This is a genomic window from Pseudomonas ovata, from assembly GCF_003131185.1.
Taxonomy (GTDB): domain Bacteria; phylum Pseudomonadota; class Gammaproteobacteria; order Pseudomonadales; family Pseudomonadaceae; genus Aquipseudomonas; species Aquipseudomonas ovata.
This window is the reverse complement of record NZ_QFFU01000001.1, coordinates 394,518-414,900: the sequence shown is the minus strand read 5'-3', so window position 1 is coordinate 414,900 and position 20,383 is coordinate 394,518. Positions and strand designations below refer to the sequence as shown.

General features: G+C 64.4%; 20 protein-coding genes. 8 read left to right on the top strand and 12 right to left on the bottom strand.

Translation table 11 applies throughout. The features are described 5' to 3' along the window. Nucleotides 1-51: 51 nt before the first annotated feature. On the bottom strand, nt 52-1,101 hold the full coding sequence (locus DGA31_RS01845) for an alkene reductase (RefSeq protein WP_109511352.1): 1,050 nt from the start codon (nt 1,099-1,101) through the stop codon (nt 52-54). A 105-nt stretch (nt 1,102-1,206) separates the two neighbouring features. After that, entirely contained in the window at nt 1,207-1,521 is a 315-nt protein-coding gene (locus DGA31_RS01840) for an ArsR/SmtB family transcription factor (RefSeq protein WP_109511351.1), read from the bottom strand. Between the two features lie 164 nt (nt 1,522-1,685). Here DGA31_RS01840 and DGA31_RS01835 point away from each other — a divergent pair, with 164 nt between their 5' ends. Continuing rightward, nucleotides 1,686-2,324 (top strand): acyl carrier protein phosphodiesterase, encoded by a 639-nt coding sequence (locus DGA31_RS01835; RefSeq protein ID WP_109511350.1) that lies wholly within the window; start codon nt 1,686-1,688, stop codon nt 2,322-2,324. Here DGA31_RS01835 and DGA31_RS01830 read toward each other — a convergent pair. Both DGA31_RS01830 and olsB read right to left on the bottom strand, forming a co-directional pair. Beyond that, nucleotides 2,243-3,046: a lysophospholipid acyltransferase family protein gene (locus DGA31_RS01830; protein ID WP_109511349.1), complete on the bottom strand. Its 804-nt coding sequence runs from the start codon at nt 3,044-3,046 to the stop codon at nt 2,243-2,245. The genes DGA31_RS01835 and DGA31_RS01830 overlap by 82 nt on opposite strands. Next, nucleotides 3,046-3,801, bottom strand: coding sequence for an L-ornithine N(alpha)-acyltransferase (gene olsB / locus DGA31_RS01825; RefSeq protein ID WP_056834330.1), 756 nt, complete (start codon nt 3,799-3,801; stop codon nt 3,046-3,048). The genes DGA31_RS01830 and olsB overlap by 1 nt, the downstream gene beginning before the upstream one ends. Nucleotides 3,802-4,268: 467 nt before the next feature. On the opposite strand from olsB, the gene DGA31_RS01820 reads away from it, so the two are divergent. The 4 genes from DGA31_RS01820 (at nt 4,269) to DGA31_RS01805 (ending at nt 7,523) form a co-directional block, all read left to right on the top strand. After that, nucleotides 4,269-5,366: a serine hydrolase domain-containing protein gene (locus DGA31_RS01820; RefSeq protein ID WP_109511348.1), complete on the top strand. Its 1,098-nt coding sequence runs from the start codon at nt 4,269-4,271 to the stop codon at nt 5,364-5,366. Continuing rightward, on the top strand, nt 5,363-5,698 hold the full coding sequence (locus DGA31_RS01815; RefSeq protein ID WP_109511347.1) for an amidase: 336 nt from the start codon (nt 5,363-5,365) through the stop codon (nt 5,696-5,698). The genes DGA31_RS01820 and DGA31_RS01815 overlap by 4 nt, the downstream gene beginning before the upstream one ends. Nucleotides 5,699-5,774: 76 nt before the next feature. Then, nucleotides 5,775-6,356, top strand: a complete 582-nt coding sequence (locus DGA31_RS01810) for a YceI family protein (protein WP_109511346.1) — start codon at nt 5,775-5,777, stop codon at nt 6,354-6,356. Nucleotides 6,357-6,359: 3 nt separating this feature from the next. Beyond that, on the top strand, nt 6,360-7,523 hold the full coding sequence (locus DGA31_RS01805; protein WP_109511345.1) for a phospholipase D-like domain-containing protein: 1,164 nt from the start codon (nt 6,360-6,362) through the stop codon (nt 7,521-7,523). On the opposite strand, the gene DGA31_RS01800 is transcribed toward DGA31_RS01805, so the two are convergent. After that, nucleotides 7,520-8,455, bottom strand: a complete 936-nt coding sequence (locus DGA31_RS01800) for an iron-sulfur-binding ferredoxin reductase (protein WP_109511344.1) — start codon at nt 8,453-8,455, stop codon at nt 7,520-7,522. The two genes, DGA31_RS01805 and DGA31_RS01800, sit on opposite strands and share 4 nt — an antisense overlap. A gap of 168 nt (nt 8,456-8,623) precedes the next feature. Between DGA31_RS01800 and DGA31_RS01795 the strand changes: the two genes are divergently transcribed. Next, the gene (locus DGA31_RS01795; protein ID WP_056834342.1) at nt 8,624-10,147 is read left to right on the top strand and encodes a fumarate hydratase; all 1,524 of its coding nucleotides are present in this window, start codon (nt 8,624-8,626) and stop codon (nt 10,145-10,147) included. A gap of 537 nt (nt 10,148-10,684) precedes the next feature. Here DGA31_RS01795 and pyk read toward each other — a convergent pair. Continuing rightward, nucleotides 10,685-12,136 carry a pyruvate kinase gene (gene pyk / locus DGA31_RS01790; protein WP_056834344.1) on the bottom strand — a complete coding sequence of 484 codons (1,452 nt, stop codon included), beginning with the start codon at nt 12,134-12,136 and terminating at the stop codon, nt 10,685-10,687. A gap of 170 nt (nt 12,137-12,306) precedes the next feature. Between pyk and DGA31_RS01785 the strand changes: the two genes are divergently transcribed. Both DGA31_RS01785 and DGA31_RS01780 read left to right on the top strand, forming a co-directional pair. Further along, the gene (locus DGA31_RS01785; RefSeq protein WP_109511343.1) at nt 12,307-12,681 is read left to right on the top strand and encodes a tetratricopeptide repeat protein; all 375 of its coding nucleotides are present in this window, start codon (nt 12,307-12,309) and stop codon (nt 12,679-12,681) included. Between the two features lie 197 nt (nt 12,682-12,878). Next, the gene (locus tag DGA31_RS01780) at nt 12,879-13,232 is read left to right on the top strand and encodes a PilZ domain-containing protein (RefSeq protein WP_109511342.1); all 354 of its coding nucleotides are present in this window, start codon (nt 12,879-12,881) and stop codon (nt 13,230-13,232) included. 183 nt (nt 13,233-13,415) lie between these two features. Here the strand turns inward: DGA31_RS01780 and DGA31_RS01775 are convergent, their stop codons facing one another. The 6 genes from DGA31_RS01775 to DGA31_RS01750 are packed head-to-tail and all read right to left on the bottom strand — an operon-like array spanning nt 13,416 to nt 20,240. Then, nucleotides 13,416-14,747: a DUF58 domain-containing protein gene (locus DGA31_RS01775; RefSeq protein ID WP_109511505.1), complete on the bottom strand. Its 1,332-nt coding sequence runs from the start codon at nt 14,745-14,747 to the stop codon at nt 13,416-13,418. Between the two features lie 8 nt (nt 14,748-14,755). Beyond that, the gene (locus DGA31_RS01770; protein ID WP_109511341.1) at nt 14,756-15,796 is read right to left on the bottom strand and encodes an AAA family ATPase; all 1,041 of its coding nucleotides are present in this window, start codon (nt 15,794-15,796) and stop codon (nt 14,756-14,758) included. Continuing rightward, complete coding sequence (locus tag DGA31_RS01765; RefSeq protein WP_109511340.1) at nt 15,793-16,983, bottom strand: DUF4350 domain-containing protein; 1,191 nt, start codon at nt 16,981-16,983, stop codon at nt 15,793-15,795. Before DGA31_RS01765 ends, DGA31_RS01770 begins: the two co-directional genes overlap by 4 nt. Beyond that, nucleotides 16,980-18,521 carry a DUF4129 domain-containing protein gene (locus tag DGA31_RS01760; protein ID WP_109511504.1) on the bottom strand — a complete coding sequence of 514 codons (1,542 nt, stop codon included), beginning with the start codon at nt 18,519-18,521 and terminating at the stop codon, nt 16,980-16,982. Before DGA31_RS01760 ends, DGA31_RS01765 begins: the two co-directional genes overlap by 4 nt. Continuing rightward, entirely contained in the window at nt 18,508-19,533 is a 1,026-nt protein-coding gene (locus DGA31_RS01755) for a stage II sporulation protein M (protein ID WP_109511339.1), read from the bottom strand. The genes DGA31_RS01760 and DGA31_RS01755 overlap by 14 nt, the downstream gene beginning before the upstream one ends. Next, nucleotides 19,530-20,240 (bottom strand): RDD family protein, encoded by a 711-nt coding sequence (locus tag DGA31_RS01750; RefSeq protein WP_241509508.1) that lies wholly within the window; start codon nt 20,238-20,240, stop codon nt 19,530-19,532. Before DGA31_RS01750 ends, DGA31_RS01755 begins: the two co-directional genes overlap by 4 nt. Nucleotides 20,241-20,383 lie beyond the last annotated feature (143 nt).

Genomic DNA, 20,383 nt, shown 5'->3' with positions numbered 1-20,383 from the left:
GTCATTCCCTGGCGGACAAGACCCTGGCGTGCCAGGGTCTTGTCGCATCAATCAAAGCCGCGGGTAATCGATATAGCCCACCGGGCCGTTGCTGTAGAAGGTTTTGGCATCAGCGTCATTCAGCGGCGCATCCTGGGCCAGGCGCTCGGGCAGGTCCGGGTTGGCAATGAACGGCACGCCGAACGCCACGGCATCGGCTTTGCCGCTCTGCAGCCAGGCATTGGCGCTGTCTTTGGTGAACGCCTCGTTGGCGATGTACACGCCGCCAAAAGCCTGCTTGAGTTGCGGGCCAATGCTGTCTGCGGCCTCGTGCTCGCGGGCGCAGATAAACGCAATGTTGCGCTGGCCCAGGGCTGTGGCCACGTAGCCGAAGGTCGCGGCCAGATTGTCGTCGCCCATGTCATATAAATCGGCACGTGGCGACAGGTGCACGCCGACCCGGCCGGCGCCCCAGATCTCGCTGACCGCATCGGTCACCTCCAGCAACAGGCGCGCGCGGTTTTCCAGCGAACCGCCATAGGCATCGGTGCGCCGGTTGGTGCTGCTTTGCAGGAACTGATCAAGCAGGTAGCCATTGGCGGCATGGATTTCCACCCCGTCGAACCCGGCCGCCTTGGCATTCTCTGCGCCGACACGAAAAGCCTCGACGACATCGTCGATTTCGGCCAGCTCCAGCGCGCGCGGTGTCGGGAAGTCTGCCTTCGGGCGCATCAGGCTGACATGTCCTGCGGGCTTGACGGCACTCGGTGCGACCGGTGCTTCACCGTTCAGGTAAGCGGGGTGCGAGATACGCCCCACATGCCAGAGCTGCAACACGATACGTCCACCGGCGCCATGCACGGCCTTGGTGATATTGCTCCAGCCGCGCACCTGATCGGCGGACCAGATGCCGGGTGTATCGGGATAACCCACGCCCATTGGCGTCACCGAGGTGGCTTCGCTGATGATCAGCCCGGCCGAAGCACGCTGTACGTAGTACTCGGCCATCATGGCATTGGGGATCCGGCCTTCGTCGGCGCGGCAGCGGGTCAGCGGCGCCATGATGATGCGGTTGGGCAAGTGCAGGTTACCCACGGTAATCGGGTCAAACAGCGTTGTCATGAGCATTCCCTCAGGGTTGAGTGGCAGGCGCCAGGTTCGGCTTGGCAGTCTGGTGGAAAGTGATCAGGGTCACCGGCAGCGCCGCGGCGGTCAGCGGTACGCAGGTCAGCGCGGGGTGTCGAGTTCGGTCACCAGCGCTTGAACGAAGGCCTGCAGGGTTTCTTCATGGCGTTTGAAGAAATGCCATTGGCCGACTTTCTTGCAGGTGATCAGGCCCGCGCGTTGCAAGGTGGCAAGGTGGGCGGACACCGTCGATTGAGAAAGCCCGGCCCGCTGATCGATCTGGCCGGCGCAAACGCCATGCTCCAGCGAGTGTTCCTGCCCTGGAAAGCACGCGTGCGGGTCCTTGAGCCAGACCAGGATTTCACGGCGAACCGGGTGGGCCAGGGCTTTCATGATTTCGTCGAGGTCGATAGGCATGCCGTTCTCAATGGGGGGTGTAGCGGTATATCGCGATACGGCGAACTTTATATCGTGGTAAAGCGATATACAAATACCTAAAAGATTGAGCGCTGAAAAAATCGGTATATCGCGTTATAACGATGCAGTGGCCGTTTCCCGGTCATCCAGCGTAGGCTTGTGGCATGAACTATCTCGCGCACCTTCATCTTGGCGGCCAGCGGCCCGCCCAATTGCTCGGCAGCCTGTATGGCGATTTTATCAAAGGGCCGCTGGCCGGGCGCTTTGCCCCGGAACTTGAAGCCTCGATCCGCCTGCATCGGCGTATCGACGTGTTTACCGACCAGCATCCTGTGGTCCGCCACGCCTTGCAACGCTTCGCCCCCGGGCAGCGGCGTTATGCCGGCATCGTGCTGGATGTGTTTTTCGATCATTGCCTGGCCCGTGACTGGCCTCGGCATGCCGCCATGCCGCTGCCGGTCTTTACTGATCAGGTGTACCGTGTGCTGGCCGCCGAGCCCGACCTGCCGGAGCGCCTGGCGCTGATTGCACCGCGCATGGCGGCGCAGGACTGGCTGGGCTCGTACCGGGATTACGCCGTGGTAGAAATGGCGCTACAGGGCATCGCCCGGCGCCTGAGTCGCCCGGCCGGGTTGTTCGAGGCCATGCAGCAATTGCCTGGCCTCTACGAGCCCTTGAGTGCCGACTTCGAGGCGTTCTACCCGCTGTTGCGGGCGTTCGCTCAGGCGGCCCTGGCCGATGACGGCGAGACGGGCGTCATCACCGGCGCCTCGACCGGCTCGGCGCCGAATAACGCCAGTTGAACCGCCTGCCGGGCCTGCAAGGCCAGCACGGCACGATCCTGGCCTGCGCTGGCAATGGGTTTGAGCAGGTGGACATGCACCTCACCCTGTTCGTGGCTCAGTAACCTGCGGATATGCGAGAGCAGGTCGTCATCGCCAATGAATGGCGCGAGGGTATCGGGTTGGCCGTTGCGCAGGTACTGGATAGCCACCGGTTGCAGGTCGACACCGGCCTCGATGGCGCTGCCCAGCAGGCGGCCATGAAAGGTGCGCAGGCTGCGTCCGTCGGTGGTGGTGCCTTCCGGAAAGATCAGCAGCGGTCTGCCTTGTTGCAGGTGCTGGGTCATCTGGCGCTGCACCAGGCGGCTGTCGCCGGCACCCCGACGGATGAACAGCGTGCCTGCCTTGTGCGCCAGCCAGCCGGCGATCGGCCAGGTGCGCACCTCGGCCTTGGACAGGAATGACAGCGGCATCAGCCGGCCCAGCAACGGAATGTCGGTCCACGACACGTGGTTGCACACCCATAGCATCGGTCGGTCTGGTCGTTCGCCGATAACCGTGATGCGAAACGGCAGGGCATTGCTCAGGCGCGCCATGAACCAGCGGCTGCAACGTTGGCGCATGGCCATCGAACCGCCCAGTTTGAGCCGCTCCAGGGCCGCCACCGCGCTGGCCATCAGCAACCCGGCCAGCACCACCAGCAGCACCCGGGTCACACGCGCCAGGCGACGCACCCGGATCATCACACGGCGGCCTTGAAGTGCTTGGCGTAGCGCGGGCACAAGTCATCGCGCTTGAGCAGGATGAACACGTCGGCCACCTGGAATTCCGGGTCCCAGCACGGTTCGCCACAAATCTTGGCGCCCAGGCGCATGTAGGCCTTGAGCAGCGGCGGCATTTCGCAGATCACATTGTTCGGCACGTCGAGGCTGGGCAGTGGAGTCTTGGGTTCGGCGCGCAGGTGTTCATTGCACAGGTAGCGTTCGCGCAGGCGCTGCATGATGGCGTGGGCCTGGATGCCACCGTCCTGCATCGGAATGCTGGCGCAGCCCATCAGGTAGCTGTAGCGGCCCTCATTGAGCACTTCGGCCAGCTCGCTCCAGAGCACGGCAATGGTGCCGCCGTTGCGGTAGGCCGGGTCGACGCAGGTGCGGCCCAGCTCCAGGATCGGGCCCTGCAAGTGGCTGAGGCCGTGGAGGCTGAATTCTTCTTCGCTGTAGAAGCGCCCCAGGGTGTCGGCGGCTTTATGGTCGAGCAGGCGGGTGGTCGCTACCAGGCGCCCGGTGCTGAGGTCGCGTACGCCGATGTGCATGCAGTGAACGTCGTAGTCGTCGATGTCCAGGCCCAGTTCGGCGCCCTTCAGACGGGCATTGAATTCCTGGCTGAAGACACTGAAGCGCAGGGCCTGGGCTTCCTGAAGGGCACGCTGCCCGGTCAGGCGTTCGGCCTGGAGACGACGTTCGGGGCGGGTGTCACGAATGCGAGCGATCTGGGTCATGCGAACTCTCCGGGAGCCAGCCCTGCAAGGGCTGTTCGACTGAATGTGTCCAAGCGCTTTGCTGTAGATGCAGGCTAGGGAGGCGCCGTGTCATGCCCGTGAAGCTTTGGTGATGGTTGTGTTACGAGGGGTTTGCGGGTGCTTGACTGTTCTCGGGTTGTTTGTGAACAGACTGGTAAAACCGACCCGCTTGCAGTGGATGTGTCGCCGACAGCCAGCTGGTTCTGATCAAAATAAAAATAACTTACTGATTTTACTGGCGATTAAATTCACCTTTGTAGGAGCGCGCTCTGCCCGCGACCGGCTGCGTAGCAGTCGTAAATTTTCAGCGTCTATACAATTTTGCGAGCGTTGCGCACTCGGTCGCGGTGGTCCGGCATTCCGGCAGAGCGCGCTCCTACACCAGCCCCTCGTTCTGTCATCAACCGTTGTTAGGGTCTTTGCACTGTCATGCCGGTAGACCTTCGATGATTCAGCGTCTGGCCCTCTTTTTGTTGATGAGCCTGAGTGCGACCGCCAGCCAGGCTGAATACTGGCCGCAGTCGCAATGGCATGCGGCGCCGGCCACCTCAAGCACGGCCTTGCAGGCGCTCGAAGGCTATGCCTTTGCGCCTCGTGACGAGGCCACCCGCGAAGGCGTGCGCACCGATGCCTTGCTGGTGGTGCGCGACGGACAACTCGTCTACGAGCGCTATGCCGGCGTGACCACGGCCAATACGCCGCACCTGACCTGGTCGGTGAGCAAGAGCGTGCTGGCCACGCTGCTGGGGGTGGCCTTCGGCGAAGGACGCTTCGACCTGCAGGACCCGGTGGCGCAGTTCTACCCGCCGTTCAAGGCCCATCCGCAGGTCAGGCTTGAAGACCTGTTGCACTGGGCCTCCGGGCTCGACTGGCAGGAAAGCTACGAATACGCCCCGCTCAATTCCTCGGTGGTGGCCATGCTTTATACCCGTGGGCGCCAGGACATGGCGCGGTTTGCTGCCGATCATGGCACGGCCTGGGCGCCCGGTACGGCCTGGCGCTATTCCAGCGGCGACAGCACGGTGTTGGCGGCGGCGCTGAAAACCATGGTCGGCGCCCAGGCTTATGCTGACTATCCCTGGACGGCCCTGTTCGAGCCGCTGGGCATCGACAGCGCCGTCTGGGAAACCGACGCCAGCGGCACGTTCGTCGGTTCGTCGTACCTGTACATGAGTGCGCGCGACCTGGCCCGTGTCGGCCTGTTGATGCAGCGTTCTGGGCGCTGGCAAGACAGGCAGCTGGTGCCGCGCGCGTGGGTCGACTTTTTGCTCACGCCCTTTGCCGGGCGCAATGCCGATGCCGGCAACGAGGTCATTGGCGGTCACTGGTGGCTCAATCGCACGGTCACCGGCGCACCCGGTCCCTGGCCGCAGGCGCCGGCCGACACCTTCGCCGGCCTCGGGCACTGGGGGCAGGGCGTGTATGTGATTCCCAGCGCAGGGCTGGTGATCGTGCGTTACGGGGACGATCGCGACGGCGGCTTCAGCCATGACCGCCTGCTGCAACTGACGCTGGCCGCTTTCGCTGCGCAGGCCCGGCCATGAGCGCGCCTGGCGGGTTTGTCCGGCGTCACCCGTGGATGACCTTGCTGCTGCTGGCCATGGCGGCCCTGATCGTCTGGCTGTGGCAACAGCGCGTTGCCTTGCAGGCCTTTCCCGACATCATCAGTGCCTACACCGCCAAGGAGTATTGCTCGTGCCGCTATGTCACGCGCAACCCCGCCGAGTACTGCCGTGGCTACGTCAAGCAGTACGTACCGGGCACGCTGAGCGATGATGCGGCCACCCGCACCGTTACCGCCAGCGGCATGGGGCGCAGTAACCGGGCGATGTGGCTGGGCGAGCACCAGGGGTGTCGGTTATTGTCGACACCCTGATTGCAGGCGGCGAACCACGCTGTTTGCCAGCGGTCTGACAGCCCGACGGTTGTCGTCCCTTGTGCTCGGAGTGTGCATGCTCAATTTCCTTCGTCTGCTGCCGGTGATAGTCGCCACCCTGGCGCTGCCGGCTCAGGCTGGCTGGTCACTGGATAACGATTCTTCGCGGTTGTCGTTCACCACCTCCAGCAACGCCGGGCGCGCCGAGGTGCATCGCTTCGTGGTGCTCAAGGGCAAGGTCGATGACCAGGGCCAGGCGCAGGTGGACGTCGAGCTGGACTCGGTCAGCACCGGTATTGCCCGGCGCGACGAACAACTGCGCGAGCACCTGTTCGACATCAAGCGTACGCCCGGCGCGCGCCTCCAGGCCCGACTGACCCTGGCGCCACTGCTGGCCCTGGCGCCCGGCGCACAGATGGAAATGCGCCTGCCCGTTACCGTGACGTTGCGTGGCAGGCAGCACACCTACAAGGCCGACTTGCTGGTGACCCGGCTCGACCCGCGGCGTTTTCAGGTGGTGACCCTGGAACCGCTGGTGGTGCAGGCCGACGACTTCGGCCTGGCGCAAGGTTTTGAAACCCTGCGCAAGCACGGCGCCCTGGCGGCGCTCAACCTGGCGGTGCCGGTCGGTGCCGTCCTGATCTTCGCGGCGAACTGAGCCATGGCCGGAGCGATCTTTCCGTGGCGCAAAGACAACCGGTTCGAACTGTTGATCGACGGACCGAGCTTTTTCCCGCGCATGCTGGCGGCCATCGACCAGGCGCAGCAACAGGTCGACCTGGAGCTGTACCTGGTCGAGGCCGGCAGTTGCGCGGACGCGGTGGTCGACGCGCTGGTCGCGGCTGCGCGGCGCGGGGTGATCGTGCGGTGTCTGTTCGATGGCTACGGCGCCCAGGCCTTCGGCTCGCGGCTGCGCCAGCGGCTGGCCGATGCCGGCGTGATCCTGCGCTTGTATAACCCGGTCGGCCTGCGCCGCGGCCTGCGTAACCTGTACCGCGATCATCGCAAGCTGCTATTGGTTGACAAGCGCCTGGCGGTGGTCGGCGGCACCGGGGTGACCGATGAGTTCTGGGAGCCTGGCAAGCCGGTCAGCCAGTGGCATGAGGTGATGGTGGAAATCACCGGCCCGCTGGTGATCGACTGGCAGGCGCTGTTCGACCGGCAGTTCCATGCCAATGACAAACCCACGGCCTGGCGCCCCCAGGAAAACTTCGGCCTGACCCATTTGCCCAAGGTGCCGGTCTCGGGCCAGGGGCTGGGGCGGGTGGCGTATGCCGACTCGCGTCAGCACCGCGACATTCTGCAGTCGCTGGTGCGGGCCCTGAACAGCGGGCAGCGGCGGATCTGGCTGGCGACGCCGTATTTCCTGCCCACCTGGCGGGTACGCCGTTCATTGCGCAAGGCGGCAATGAACGGGGTGGATGTGCGCCTGTTGCTCACCGGCCCCCGCACCGATCACCCTTCGGTGCGCTATGCCGGGCATCGCTACTACCCACGCCTGCTGCGCGCCGGGGTCAAGATCTTCGAATACCAACCATGTTTTCTGCACCTGAAAATGGTGTTGATCGACGACTGGACCAGCATCGGCTCGTGTAACTTCGATCACTGGAACCTGCATTTCAATCTGGAGGCGAACCTGGAGGCCATCGACCCTGCGCTGACGGCCCAGGTCGTGGCCAGCTTCGACACCGACTTTGCCCGCAGCAGCCCGGTGACCCTGGAAGACTGGAAAGCCCGGCCGCTCTGGCGCCGGATCAAGCAACGGGTATGGGGCTGGCTGGACCGGCTGGTGGTCAACCTGCTGGATCGGGGGCGAAGAGGCTAGCGGGTCAAGAACGTATCCGCCAGCAACTGGCTGCGCGGCAGGCCACTCAGGTACAGGCGCTTGGCAAACGTCTCGACGCTCGCCGGGCTGCCGCACACCAGCGCCATCGCCCGGCGCGACACCAGGCGTAGCTCATCCAGAGCGGCAGGCAGCTCGTCCGGCGTAACCTGGCGCACGGTCAGCGACGGGTGCTGCGCCACCAGCGCTGCCAGTTCATTGGCCAGGTAGTGTCCGGCAGGTTCAGACGCCAGATGCAGCAGGCGTATCGGTCCCTGATGCTCCTGCTGCAAGGCGTCGCGCAGCACGCCCCACAGCGGCCCCAGGCCGGTGCCGGCCGCCAGCAGCAGCAAGGGCCGCTCCTGCCAGTCCGGATCATAGTGCAAGGCGCCGCCGCTCAACTCACCCAGGCGCAGCGCATCGCCCACCTGCCACTGGCGCGCCACATCGCAGAACGCGCCTGGCTGGCGGCAATCAAGGTGGTACTCAAGAAAGCGGTCTTCGCCGGGCAGGCTGGCCAGCGAGTAGGGGCGGGCAATGCCGCAGGCGGTCCACAGCACCTGATGCTGGCCGGCGCGGTAACGCAGCGGGCGCTGCGGCTCGACGCGCAGGCGCAGTACGTGCGGCCCCAGCCAGTCGTGCCCTGCAACGTGCGCGGGCAAACCGTCGCGCACCGGGTCGAACACTTCGACCCGCACATCGTCGACCACCCGGCACTGACAGGCCAGGCGCCAGCCTTGCTGGCGCTGGCCGGCGGTCAGTGCCAGGGGCAAGGCATCGAGTGGCTCGCCCTGCACGCAGCGCACCAGGCAGGCGTGGCAACTGCCGGCCCGGCAACTGTAGGGAACGGCTACGCCGGCCTGGTTCAAGGCATCGAGCAGATTGCTGGCCGACGCCACTGACCACTGCCGGTCACCGACATACACCTGGGGCATTGGCTGCCATCCGTAGAAAATAACCGCGATTGTACAGGTAGGCCTTGCGGGCAGGTTATACTGCCGCGCCTTTTTGCGCCCGCTACGGCTACTCTGACACCTCAGCCTGTGCCAGAGGTGTGCCGATAGCGTCATCAATGTTCCCGTCCAGATAGAGGAGCGCGCCGCATGACCGTGATCAAGCAAGACGACCTGATTCAGAGCGTTGCCGACGCCCTGCAATTCATTTCCTACTACCATCCCGTGGATTTCATCCAGGCGATGCACGAAGCCTATCTGCGCGAGGAGTCGCCGGCTGCCCGCGATTCCATCGCCCAGATCCTGATCAACTCGCGCATGTGCGCCACCGGCCACCGGCCGATCTGCCAGGACACCGGCATCGTCACCGTGTTCGTACGCGTCGGCATGGACGTGCGCTGGGATGGCGCGACCCTGAGCCTGGACGACATGATCAACGAAGGCGTGCGCCGCGCCTACAACCTGCCGGAAAACGTCCTGCGTGCCTCGATCCTGGCCGACCCGGCCGGTGCCCGCAAGAACACCAAGGACAACACCCCGGCGGTGATCCACTACTCCATCGTGCCGGGTAACACCGTCGAAGTGGACGTCGCGGCCAAGGGCGGCGGCTCGGAAAACAAGTCGAAGATGGCGATGCTCAACCCGTCCGACTCGATCGTCGACTGGGTCCTGAAAACCGTGCCGACCATGGGTGCCGGCTGGTGCCCACCGGGCATGCTCGGCATCGGCATCGGCGGCACCGCCGAAAAGGCAGCGGTCATGGCCAAGGAAGTGTTGATGGAGTCCATCGACATCCACGAGCTCAAGGCCCGTGGCCCGCAGAACCGCATCGAAGAGATCCGCCTGGAACTGTTCGACAAGGTCAACCAGCTGGGCATCGGCGCCCAGGGCCTGGGCGGCCTGACCACCGTGCTCGACGTCAAGATCATGGATTACCCGACCCACGCCGCGTCCCTGCCGGTGTGCATGATCCCCAACTGCGCCGCCACCCGTCACGCGCACTTCGTGCTCGACGGTTCCGGCCCTGCCGAGCTTGAGGCGCCATCGCTGGACGCCTACCCGGAAATCGTCTGGGAAGCCGGTCCTTCGGCCCGCCGTGTCGACCTCGACACCCTGACGCCTGAAGAAGTGCAAAGCTGGAAGCCGGGCGAAACCGTCCTGCTCAACGGCAAGATGCTCACCGGTCGCGACGCCGCGCACAAGCGCATGGTCGAGATGCTCAACAAGGGTGAAACCCTGCCGGTGGACCTCAAGGGCCGCTTCATCTATTACGTCGGCCCGGTCGATCCGGTGCGCGAAGAAGTGGTGGGCCCGGCCGGCCCGACCACCGCGACGCGCATGGACAAGTTCACCCGCCAGATCCTCGATCAGACCGGCCTGCTGGGCATGATCGGCAAGTCCGAGCGCGGCCCGACCGCCATCGAGGCGATCAAGGACCACAAGGCCGTGTACCTGATGGCCGTCGGCGGTGCTGCGTACCTGGTGGCACAGGCGATCCGCAAGTCGAAAGTCGTGGCCTTCGCCGAGCTGGGCATGGAAGCGATCTACGAGTTCGAGGTCAAGGACATGCCGGTCACCGTGGCGGTGGACAGCAACGGTGAGTCGGTGCACATCACAGGTCCCGCGATCTGGCAGAAGAAGATCAGCGACAGCCTGGCGGTCGAGGTGCAGTAAGCGCTTCGATAGCCTCAAGGCCCGGCCCGCAAAGGCCGGGCTTTTTTATTGGGCGCATGTTATTGGATCGGTAACCGCCCGGCGTGCACTGTCAAATCTGTCAGTAGACGCGTGTGGACCGTCCTTGCACACTGTCCCGGCAGCTGCAAAAAACGTCATGGATGACACGTTCTTCTCCCTTGTGGCCAGGCCCGTCAGGATGTCGGGTATGACCGAGCAACAGGATAGTGCTGGCGACACTGATGGTGTTGCCGCCGTGAACGATCAGGCCGATCGCATGCCGGCCTGCAGTGATCGGTAAACTGGTGGCCATCGGCAATGCCGAGAGGGAGAAGGCCACGAGCGAATCTGATTGCAGGCGCCACCCGGTCCGGAGGGCGCAGCGTTGATCATGGCTCATCAGGGTTATGATGGTTCGACGATATGAAGACCGTTCTGGATGCACGGGCTGTGGTGGCCTTCGAGCGCGCTTCAGGCCCTCATATGAAAAAGCCCCGGCGTCTTCACGCCAGGGCTTTTTTCGTTACTGCCTTCGCATTACACCAATGGGTCGCCCACGTGCAGGATCTTCATGCCGTTGGTGCCACCGATGGTGTGGTAGCTGTCGCCCTTGGTCAGGATCACCCAGTCGCCTTGCTCGACCAGTCCGCGCTTGAGCAGCTCGTCCACCGCCGCCTGGCTGACCTGGCCTGGTGGCAGGGCAGCTGGGTCGAACGGCACGGTATAGACACCCCGGAACATGGCCGCCCGCGCCTGCGTCCCGCGGTGCGGGGAGAAGGCGTAGATCGGCATCGAGGAGCGGATGCGCGACATGATCAGCGGCGTGTAGCCGCTCTCGGTCAGGGCAATGATCGCCTTCACACCCGGAAAGTGGTTGGCGGTGTACATGGCCGCCAGGGCAATGCTCTCGTCGCAGCGGGTGAAGTTTTCACCGATGCGATGCTTGGAGGTCTTGCCCGTCGGATGACGTTCGGCGCCCAGGCAGATACGGGCCATGGCCTGCACCGCTTCGACCGGGTAGGAGCCGGCGGCGCTTTCTGCCGAGAGCATCACCGCGTCGGTGTAGTCGAGCACGGCGTTGGCCACGTCGGACACTTCGGCGCGGGTCGGCATGGGGCTGGTGATCATCGACTCCATCATCTGCGTGGCGACGATCACCGCCTTGTTGTGCGTGCGGGCGTGGGCAATGATTTTCTTCTGCACGCCCACCAGCTCGGCGTCGCCGATTTCAACGCCCAGGTCACCACGGGCGACCATGACCGCGTCGCTGGCCCGGATCAGTGCGTCGAGCACCTCGTCATTGGCCACCGCTTCCGCGCGTTCGATCTTGGCCACCAGCCAGGCCGTACCGCCGGACTCGTCGCGCAGTTGACGGGCGTATTCCATGTCGGCGGCATCGCGCGGGAAGGAGACGGCCAGGTAGTCCAGGTCCATCTCGGCGGCCAGCTTGATGTCGCGCTTGTCTTTCTCGGTCAGCGCCGGTGCGGTCAGGCCACCGCCACGGCGGTTGATGCCCTTGTGGTCCGACAGCGGGCCACCGACCACGACGGTGCAGTGCAGCGCATCGGCGGTCTGGGTGTTGACTTCCATGACCACGCGGCCGTCGTCGAGCAGCAATACATCGCCGACACCGCAATCTTTGACCAGGTCGGGGTAGTCGATGCCCACGATTTCCTGATTGCCATCGGTCAGCGGGTGAGCGGTGGAGAAGGTGAACTTGTCACCGACCTTCAGCTCTATTCGCTTGTTGGTGAATTTGGCGATGCGGATCTTTGGCCCTTGCAGGTCGCCCAACAGGGCAACGAAGCGGCCATGCTTGGCGGCAATTTCACGGATCAGCACGGCGCGAGCCTTGTGCTCGTCCGGCGTGCCGTGGGAGAAGTTGAGGCGGGCAACGTCCAGACCCGAAAGGATCAGTTGCTCGATGACTTCTGGCGAGTTACTGGCAGGGCCCAGTGTGGCGACGATTTTGGTGCGGCGAACGGTCATGCACAAACTCCTAGATTGAAGCGCAGCGAAAGGCTACTCCTGTCTGGACCTGTAGTCATTGTTCCTTTGCACTACCTGCCGGGCGTTCGACAGGGCAACCGGCTGACGATTGGTGCTGAAGAAATCCGCAGTGCAGCCGATAGGTGGCTCAGTACAGGAGATTTTGACCCATGCGTATCGTGATGCTTGTCGTATTGCTGGCTGCTGCCAGCGGTTGCACCCGTTGGGCCATGAATTCCAACCTCGACGACGCCTACGTCGCCTACGAGCGCGGCGACTGCGAACGGGTCATGCTGTTGCTTTCAAGGGTCGACCGGCAAAGCCGTTCGCGCCGCTATGTACAGCCGGAAGTGACGATGCTGCGCGGCCAGTGCCTGGAACGGCAGAAGCTGTTCGTCGATGCGGCACAGACCTATATGTTCCTGGTCAATCAGTTCCCCGGCCATGAATATGCGTACCGGGCGCGGGCGCGTCTTGATACGCTGGCGCAACTGGGCCACTACCCGCCGCGGCCACCGGCAACGACTTTTCCTGCTTCACGCTAGTTACACCCGATTGGATGATTGGTAATGTAGTCGGGTGGATGTTCGCAAATATTGCGCTAGTCTGAGTGTTAACGGAATGAAAGGGCTGAAAAGCCCTGCATCCAGGGATTTTCGTGCGGCGGGCAGGTTTGCGTCTGCAGTGTTCCAGAATGTTGACGTGACGACTTCCCGTGGTCATTGAAGGGGCTGCCAGGCTTATGGAAAGAAGAATAGAGCGACACCAATTGCAGTATTACCTTCAGGTCTTCAATCGGTACACCGACCGCCCCATGGGCTGCCTGGGCAATGTATCCGAAGACGGGTTGATGCTGATCAGCGATCTGCCGATGCTGGTGGGCGGACGCTTCGACCTGCGCCTCAAGGTGCCTCACGGCAATGACGGGTTTCGCGTGGTGGATGTCAGCGCCACCTGCCAGTGGTGCCATGAAGACGAAACACCGGGCTGCTACGATTCAGGGTTCCATGTGCAGGAAGCACCGGTCGAATACCTTGAGCTGATGCACAGCCTGCAGCATTACTTCAGCTTCTACCCGCTCGAAGCTTCGGCTTGAGCCGCAGGCAGGCCTGACACCAGGCCGGTGCACACCAGACCCTATGGTCTGTACGAAAAGTCGGTGAGCGAAGGTCAGGCAAGGCAAAAAGCGGCGAGCAAGCGCAGTTGACACGTGTCAATGAGCATTGCGAGTCGCTTTTTAACGCAGCATGGCCGAGCGCAGCCACTTTACGTACAGACCCTAAAGTGCGCCGGCCTTCTTCATGTCCAGATAGCGACCTGTCAGACGTGCGCCAAGTTCTTGAGAGCGTGCATCGATCGCCGTGATACCGAGTGCTGCCAAGCGTTCGTGAAGGTTATTGCGGGCCTCAATAAAATCCACCGCGCCACAATAGGCCAGCGCCTGTTCATGGCGTTGCACCGGGCTGTGGCGCAGCCGGTCGAGCACGTCCTCACGCAGGCTGGCCACCAGCACCCGATGGCGCAGGCTCAACTGCCGTGCCGCACTCAACAATTGCTCATCGTCTTCGTCGCGCAGGCTGGTCACCAGCACCACCAGGGCGCGGCGTTTCTGATGGGCCATCACGTATTGTGCGGCGGCGCTGTAGTCGGCCGGTTGTTGCGTGCTCTGCAGATCGAAGACCGTGCCGAGCAACCGGTTCAATTGCCGATTGCCCTTTTGCGGCGGCAGGTAACGGTTCTGGTCGCCGGCAAAGGTCGACAGGCCCACGGCGTCGCCCTGGCGCAAGGCCACATGGCTCAGCAGCAGGCAGGCATTGAGGGCATGGTCGAAGTGCGCCAGCTCATCATCCTGGCTGCGCATGTGCCGGCCACAATCGAGCATCAACAGCAGTTGCTGGTCGCGTTCGTCCTGGTACTCCCGGGCAATCGGTGTGCGAAGCCGGGCCGTGGTCTTCCAGTCGATCTGGCGCAGGCTGTCGCCCTCGCGAAACTCACGCAACTGATGAAATTCCAGCCCCGGTCCACGACGCTGGTGCTGGCGCACACCGATCCGGCTCAGCCAGTGATCGATACCCAGCAGAGGCTCGTCGTGCAGACGAGCGAAGTCCGGGTAGACGCGCACACTGTCGTTCAGCGCCAAAACGCGCCGGGTTTCCCAAAGGCGCAAGGGGCTGCACAGCATCACCTCACAGTGCTCGAACACAGCGTGCCCGCGTTGCAGGGCGCGCAGCGGATAACTCAGGCGTGCCTGGGTGCCGGTCTCAAGCACCAGGCGTTGCGGCAGTTGCTCGAACGACAGCCCGGGCGGTGGATGATCGAAGACGCGCAGGTGCAGGGCGCGTGCAGCCTTGTGCTCCAGTGTCAACTGCACCTCGCTCCAGCGGCCCAGTGCCAGGCTGGCGGGCAGGTGCCGCTGCAGGCGCGGTGAGGGCAAGCGCAGCACCAGCAGGGCATCGATCAGTGCCAGCCCGACAAGCGCCAGCAAGGCGCCCCAGGACAGTGGGGTGACCCAGGCCGGGATGTCGATCACCAGCGCCTCGAGCACGCCCGGTATCAGCGCGCTGACGGTCAGCAATGCTGTCCAGCCCAATAGCGCACCCGCAGGGCGCAAGTGCTGTTTCACAGGCGCGGCGCCGGAACCTGGTCGAACAGTTGCCTGAGCACCTGGTCCACCGACAGCCCTTCGATGTCCAGCTCCGGCGTCAGGCGTACACGGTGACGCAGCACGGCCAGGGCGCACTGCCTGATGTCGTCGGGGGTGACGAACTCTGCGCCGCGCAGCAGTGCCCGCGCCCGTCCGCCACGCACCAGCGCAATCGAGGCCCGGGGGCCTGCGCCCAGTGCCAGCCCAGGCCAGCTGCGGGTTGCCCGCGCCAGGCGCACGGCGTATTCCAGCACCTGCTCGTCGATGGGCAGTTCGCTGGCGATGCGTTGCAGCGCCTGTACCTCGCGCGGCTGCATCACCACGCGCAAGGGCTGCACGTCGAGCATGTCGGCGCGGGTCGAGCGCGTCACCTGGCGCACCATCAGCAATTCTTCGTGGGCGGCCGGATAATCGATGTGCAGCTTGAGCATGAAGCGGTCCAGCTCGGCTTCCGGCAATGGATAGGTGCCTTCCTGCTCGATGGGGTTCTGGGTGGCCAGGACCATGAACGGCTGGGCGATGGGCAGTGTGCGGCCCTCAAGGGTAACCTGGCGCTCCTGCATGGCTTCGAGCAGGGCCGCCTGGGTCTTGGCCGGTGCGCGGTTGATTTCGTCGGCCAGCAGCAGGTGAGTGAACACCGGGCCCTTGCGCAGCTTGAACTGTTCGCTTTGCTGGTCGTAGACGGCATGCCCGGTCACGTCGCTGGGCATCAGGTCGGGCGTGAACTGGATGCGCGCAAACTCACCGCCGAAACAGCGCGCCAGGGCACGCACCAGTAACGTCTTGCCCAGCCCCGGCACGCCTTCGATCAACACATGCCCGGCACCGATCAGGGCGGTGAGCACATCATCGATGACTGCTTGCTGGCCGATCACGGCCTTTTGCAATTCCTGGCGCAGGCCTTGTGCCAACTGGCTGGCGCGCTGGCGCTGGCGTGCCTGGTTATCGTCGGTCGATGCCAACTCTGGCGTGGCTGAAGGGACATCGGGAAACAGCGGTTCGCTGTACTCGCTCATAGGGCATTCCTGAGGGTTTGCAGGCGGGCGACCTGGCGGGTGAAGTCGGCACTGGACAGGCGCTGCACCGGACGCGGATGCAGAGCCTCACCGATGACGCTGGTGGGTTGGCGGGTCAGGCGCGCCAGGACTTGCCATTGGTCGGCAACGCCCAGCGCTTCGAAACCGGGATGGCGCAGGCGCGCACGGCGCAGGATGTCCTGTTGCAGGTGCTTCAATAGGGCCTGATGGCCATGGTGCCTGAACAGGAAGTCGGCACTGGCGCGCAAGTGTTCGGCCAGCTGTCGGCGGGCCAGCGGGGGCGGCGCCTGCAACGGGCCTTCGCGTCGCGCGACCCGCCAGAGCGCCAGCACCAGCAAGAGCGCCAGGCAGGTCAAGGCCAGGGGGAAGTGGCGCAGCAACAGCGTTATCAGGTTGTCATGCCCGGTGCCGCGCACCAGCGTGACCTGGCTGTCCTGGGTCAGGTACCACAGCAACCAGGCATTGTCGTGCCCGGCGATGGTGCTGTTCTGCCAGAGCCCGGCATCGGTCACGACCGTCACCAGGCCCTGGCCGTGCGCCAGTTGCAGCAGGTGGGTGGCCGATGCGCTGTTGGCCCAGTAGCGGGCATGGTCTTCAGGGTCTTCCAGGTGCCAGGTCGTATCGAACTCCAGATAGGCCGGCGCCTGCTCGTTCTCAAGGTACAGGCGGGTCAGCTCCGGCCAGCGCGGGCTGACAGGTTCTGGCGCGGCCAGGGGAATCGCGGGCACTGGCTGATCGGGCTCTGGCAGGTCGTGGGTCGACAGCCGGCGAATCTGCAGGCGGTCCAGCAGCAGGTCGCCGCTGCGTTGGGTCTGCTCGTTCCAGGTCTGCTCGGCGACCAGCACCAGATGCCCGCCTTTGTCTACCCAATCCAGCAGTTGTTCGACCTCGGCGGGCCGCATGTAGGTGCGCTTGTCGAGCAGCATCAGGGTCTGGCGCTGCGGGCCCGGGTCGGGCAAGTCATTCCAGGTTGTGACCGTATGTACAGGGATCGAGCGCTCGCGCAGAAAGTACTCGGCGGCCAGCCAGGGATTTTGCCGGGCCTCGGGCGAAGGGCCTTGTTCGACCATTTCTTCGTAGCGCTCAAGCGGCGGCATCAACAGCACGATCAGCCCGGCCAGAAGGGCCATCAGCAAAAGGCCGAGCAACGGGTAGCGCCACTTCATGGGCGTGACCTGTGGTCGAACAGTTGCCGCCAGGTGTCACACAGGCGTTGCTGAACATCCGTGCCAGGCAGGCGATGACCGTAGGCGAGGTTTTGCCAATGGCCGGTCAGTTCCTGGCTGAATGCGCTCAAGGCCGGGTGATCGAGCCGGTTGATACGTTCAAGCACCTGTTCTTCGGTGTCGGCACCGCTGATGGGCAATTGGTAATCGCGGGCCACCCGACTGATGAGGGCCCGGTACAACAGGCCGAGGGCTTCACGCGGCTGGCTGGCCCACAAGGCCTGAACCTGGGTAGCAATGTCCTCGGGCAAGCACTCGGCTACCGGTGGCGTATCGAATGATGCAGGCGCTGTCGGGCGCACCGGGCGTTTGCGCATGCCGATTGGCACGATAAACAGCTGCATCCATTGGCGGTAGCGCCAGAGCACCAGCACCGACAGACTGATGGCCAGCCCCCAGAGCAGCACTTCAATCAGGCGGGCAATCAGGCTGGCCCCTTTGAGCAGCCCGTTCAGCCAGTCAGGGCCGGAGCCGGAAGGGGGCTGAGCGGGCTCGGCTTCAGCCTGCGGTGATTCGGCCACGCGCCAGCCCGAGACGGTTTCAGGATTGCTGAAAGGCGGCGCTTGCAGAATCTGCTCGATCGTTTCACGCGATTGCTCGCTGGTCAGCGGCTGGTGGGTCAGGCGCGGGCTGTCAGGCGTTGCTTCGGGCTCGACACTGGCGGCCCAGCCCGTGGCCGGCAGGCCGCACAGGATCAGGCTGGCGCCCAGTAGCAGGGCGCTGGCGCTACCGGCCAGGCGCTGGCGCAGGCGCCTGAACACCAGCTCGATGTCCCAGGCCTCCAGGCGCGTGCGCCGGTTAAGGTAAAGCGTGAAGCCGCAGGTGACATACACCGGTTCCCAGGCGATCAGCGCCAGCGCATAGAGCCCGTTGAGCAGGTGATCGAGCCATAGCGGCTGCCCGAAGCCCTGCAGCAGGCCGGTCCAGTCCACGTCATCCGTGAGCGGTGCCGGGATCAGGGCGTACAGCAGCAGGATCAGGCCGATATACAAAACCATTTCCAGGTGCATGCCCACCAGGGTCAGGCAGCGTGCGGCGCGCATGTCGGCCTGACAGAGTACGCCCAGGCGCTGGCGACGTTCATCACCGGCCAGACCTTCGAGCTGCTGCACCGGCAGGGTGAAACTGCGCACCAGGCTCAGGCGCCGCCAGGTCAGGCTGGGTAGCCATTGGCGTCTGAGGGTCGCCGGCCAGGCCTTGAGGGCTTGTCCGAGGGTCGGTGTCGCCCCGAACAGCGCCTGGGACACAATCAGCAGTGGCAGACGTTCATAGAGTGGCTTGAGCCACCAGAACATCACCATGACCGCGCCGGGATAGTCCCACAGCAGCGCACTGAGCAGCGCCAGCAATGGCAGGGTGACCAGCGCCCAGGAGGCCATGAGCAGGCCACGGTGCTCACGGGCCAGCAGGATGCCCAGGTCCAGGGCTTCCCAGGCAGGGCGGGGGCGCACCTCGATACTGGCGTCAGTCAGGCGCATGTGCAGTGCGTCCTGCCAGCAGCAGCCAGGCAGCCACCAGTGTCCATAAAAGCCCGCCCACCAGGTATTTGATCCACGGCGCCGGCCAGGCCATCGATGACCAGTAGGCCTCGATGAACGCAGCAATCAGCAGCATGGCAATCACCCCGCCCAGCAACTGCATGCTGGTCCGGCCGGCTTCGCGCAGGGCGTGGCTGCGGGTCAGCCTGCCCGGTGCCAGGATCGCCCAGCCCAGTTTCAGCCCGGCCGCGCCGGCCAGCGCGATGGCGGTCAGTTCAAAGGCACCATGGCCGACCACGAAGGTCCAGAACGTCTGGCCATAGCCCAGTTGCGTCAGGTAGCCGGCCACCGCACCCATCATCAGTCCGTTGTAAAGCAGGATGAACAGGCTGCCCAGCCCCAGTAGTACGCCGGTGGCATAGGTCTGAAAGGCAATGCCGATGTTGTTCATGATGTAGTAGCCGAACATCTCCCAGTCTGCGCTGGCGGAGCGCTCGGGCGCTCTGCCGATGTGCTCGGCATCAGGTGCGTACATGGCCTGCAAGCTGCTGACCTGGCCGGGACTGACGACGCTGTACACCAGCTCGGGCACTGCATGCACCAGCAGGCCCATGCCCAGCAGGCTGCCGAACAGCAGCAGGCCCGACACGGCCACAAAACGCCATTGGGCCCGGACCTGCCTTGGAAAACCGGCCAGCATGAAGACCAGCAATTGGGTCACGGCCGTGCCTTGATGGCGATACAGTTGCTGATGGCCGCGCATGGCCAGTTGTTGCAGCGAGTCGACCAGGAACGTGCTGTAGCCCCGGGCCTGGGCCAGCGCCAGGTGCTGGCAGACGCGCCGGTAGTCGCGGCTGAAGGTTTCGTGATTCAGCCTGTGCCGAGGGCGCGCTTCAGGCCACAGTGCCTTGCGTTTGCCGGGCGTGCGGCGACGGTGCTCAAGCCGGTCCAGTTGTTCGGCAAAGGCGTTCCAGTCGGCCTGGTAGCGGGATTCGAACTGGCGCTGTTTCATGCCGGGCCTACCAGGGTGCGTGCAATGCCGTAAAGCTGGGCCACGGCCTGGTCGGGATGCACACGCAACGGCCCGGCCAGGTGGGCGGCCAGTTCATGGATGCGGGCAGCGGACAGCTCGCCCTGGCGCTCGGCCAGTTCGAGAATGGCGCGCTGCTCTGGCAGGGTCAGGGCAAAGGGGGCCACCGCCGGCATGGCTTCAGGCAGCACCGGTCGCGACCGTGGCCGTTCGCGATAGATCACTTGTGTGCCGGCGGCGAGGTCGCCCAGGCGTTTGAACGAGGCGTGGTTGAGGCTGGCGACAGCGCCAAGGGCATAGCCGAACGGCAGCATGTCGACGGCCCGCAGCAAATTGCGGATCAGTGAGGATGACCAGCCCACCGGCGTGCCGTCGTCATGCACCACGCGCAGCCCCATCCACTGTTTGCCGGGCGTACGGCCCTGGTTGAGCACCTCGAACAGCACCGGGTACCACCAGTTGAGCATGAACAGGGCGATGGCGATCAGCCCCGCACCCAGTTGGTCAAGCAGCGAAAACCCGCCATAGATGCCCAGCAACAAGAGGCCGCGCAGGCCCAGGTCGAGGCTGAAGGCCAGCGCGCGCACCACCAGGCCGGCAGGGCGCAGGATCAGGTCGATGCCCTCGGGGGTCTCGATCCTGAGTCGGGTGTCCAGAGGAAGGGCCGGCCTTGTCGAATCTGCAAGCATGGTCATGGCACTTGGGGAGCGATAAGGGATGTTAGCACTGTGTATCCGTCAAGCGGGCTGCACAGACAGACCTTGCCCGATCCATGCAGCAACCACGCGCCAATTGGCTATTTGAAGCCGTCAGGTTCTACACTTCTCAGGTC

What these genes read in the sequence shown, in the direction of transcription:
- DGA31_RS01845 (WP_109511352.1), bottom strand. Translation starts at nt 1,101, where the DNA reads ATGACAACGCTGTTTGACCCGATTACCGTGGGTAACCTGCACTTGCCC.
- DGA31_RS01840 (WP_109511351.1), bottom strand. Translation starts at nt 1,521, where the DNA reads ATGCCTATCGACCTCGACGAAATCATGAAAGCCCTGGCCCACCCGGTT.
- DGA31_RS01835 (WP_109511350.1), top strand. Translation starts at nt 1,686, where the DNA reads ATGAACTATCTCGCGCACCTTCATCTTGGCGGCCAGCGGCCCGCCCAA.
- DGA31_RS01830 (WP_109511349.1), bottom strand. Translation starts at nt 3,046, where the DNA reads ATGATCCGGGTGCGTCGCCTGGCGCGTGTGACCCGGGTGCTGCTGGTG.
- olsB (WP_056834330.1), bottom strand. Translation starts at nt 3,801, where the DNA reads ATGACCCAGATCGCTCGCATTCGTGACACCCGCCCCGAACGTCGTCTC.
- DGA31_RS01820 (WP_109511348.1), top strand. Translation starts at nt 4,269, where the DNA reads ATGATTCAGCGTCTGGCCCTCTTTTTGTTGATGAGCCTGAGTGCGACC.
- DGA31_RS01815 (WP_109511347.1), top strand. Translation starts at nt 5,363, where the DNA reads ATGAGCGCGCCTGGCGGGTTTGTCCGGCGTCACCCGTGGATGACCTTG.
- DGA31_RS01810 (WP_109511346.1), top strand. Translation starts at nt 5,775, where the DNA reads ATGCTCAATTTCCTTCGTCTGCTGCCGGTGATAGTCGCCACCCTGGCG.
- DGA31_RS01805 (WP_109511345.1), top strand. Translation starts at nt 6,360, where the DNA reads ATGGCCGGAGCGATCTTTCCGTGGCGCAAAGACAACCGGTTCGAACTG.
- DGA31_RS01800 (WP_109511344.1), bottom strand. Translation starts at nt 8,455, where the DNA reads ATGCCCCAGGTGTATGTCGGTGACCGGCAGTGGTCAGTGGCGTCGGCC.
- DGA31_RS01795 (WP_056834342.1), top strand. Translation starts at nt 8,624, where the DNA reads ATGACCGTGATCAAGCAAGACGACCTGATTCAGAGCGTTGCCGACGCC.
- pyk (WP_056834344.1), bottom strand. Translation starts at nt 12,136, where the DNA reads ATGACCGTTCGCCGCACCAAAATCGTCGCCACACTGGGCCCTGCCAGT.
- DGA31_RS01785 (WP_109511343.1), top strand. Translation starts at nt 12,307, where the DNA reads ATGCGTATCGTGATGCTTGTCGTATTGCTGGCTGCTGCCAGCGGTTGC.
- DGA31_RS01780 (WP_109511342.1), top strand. Translation starts at nt 12,879, where the DNA reads ATGGAAAGAAGAATAGAGCGACACCAATTGCAGTATTACCTTCAGGTC.
- DGA31_RS01770 (WP_109511341.1), bottom strand. Translation starts at nt 15,796, where the DNA reads ATGAGCGAGTACAGCGAACCGCTGTTTCCCGATGTCCCTTCAGCCACG.
- DGA31_RS01765 (WP_109511340.1), bottom strand. Translation starts at nt 16,983, where the DNA reads ATGAAGTGGCGCTACCCGTTGCTCGGCCTTTTGCTGATGGCCCTTCTG.
- DGA31_RS01760 (WP_109511504.1), bottom strand. Translation starts at nt 18,521, where the DNA reads ATGCGCCTGACTGACGCCAGTATCGAGGTGCGCCCCCGCCCTGCCTGG.
- DGA31_RS01755 (WP_109511339.1), bottom strand. Translation starts at nt 19,533, where the DNA reads ATGAAACAGCGCCAGTTCGAATCCCGCTACCAGGCCGACTGGAACGCC.
- DGA31_RS01750 (WP_241509508.1), bottom strand. Translation starts at nt 20,240, where the DNA reads ATGCTTGCAGATTCGACAAGGCCGGCCCTTCCTCTGGACACCCGACTC.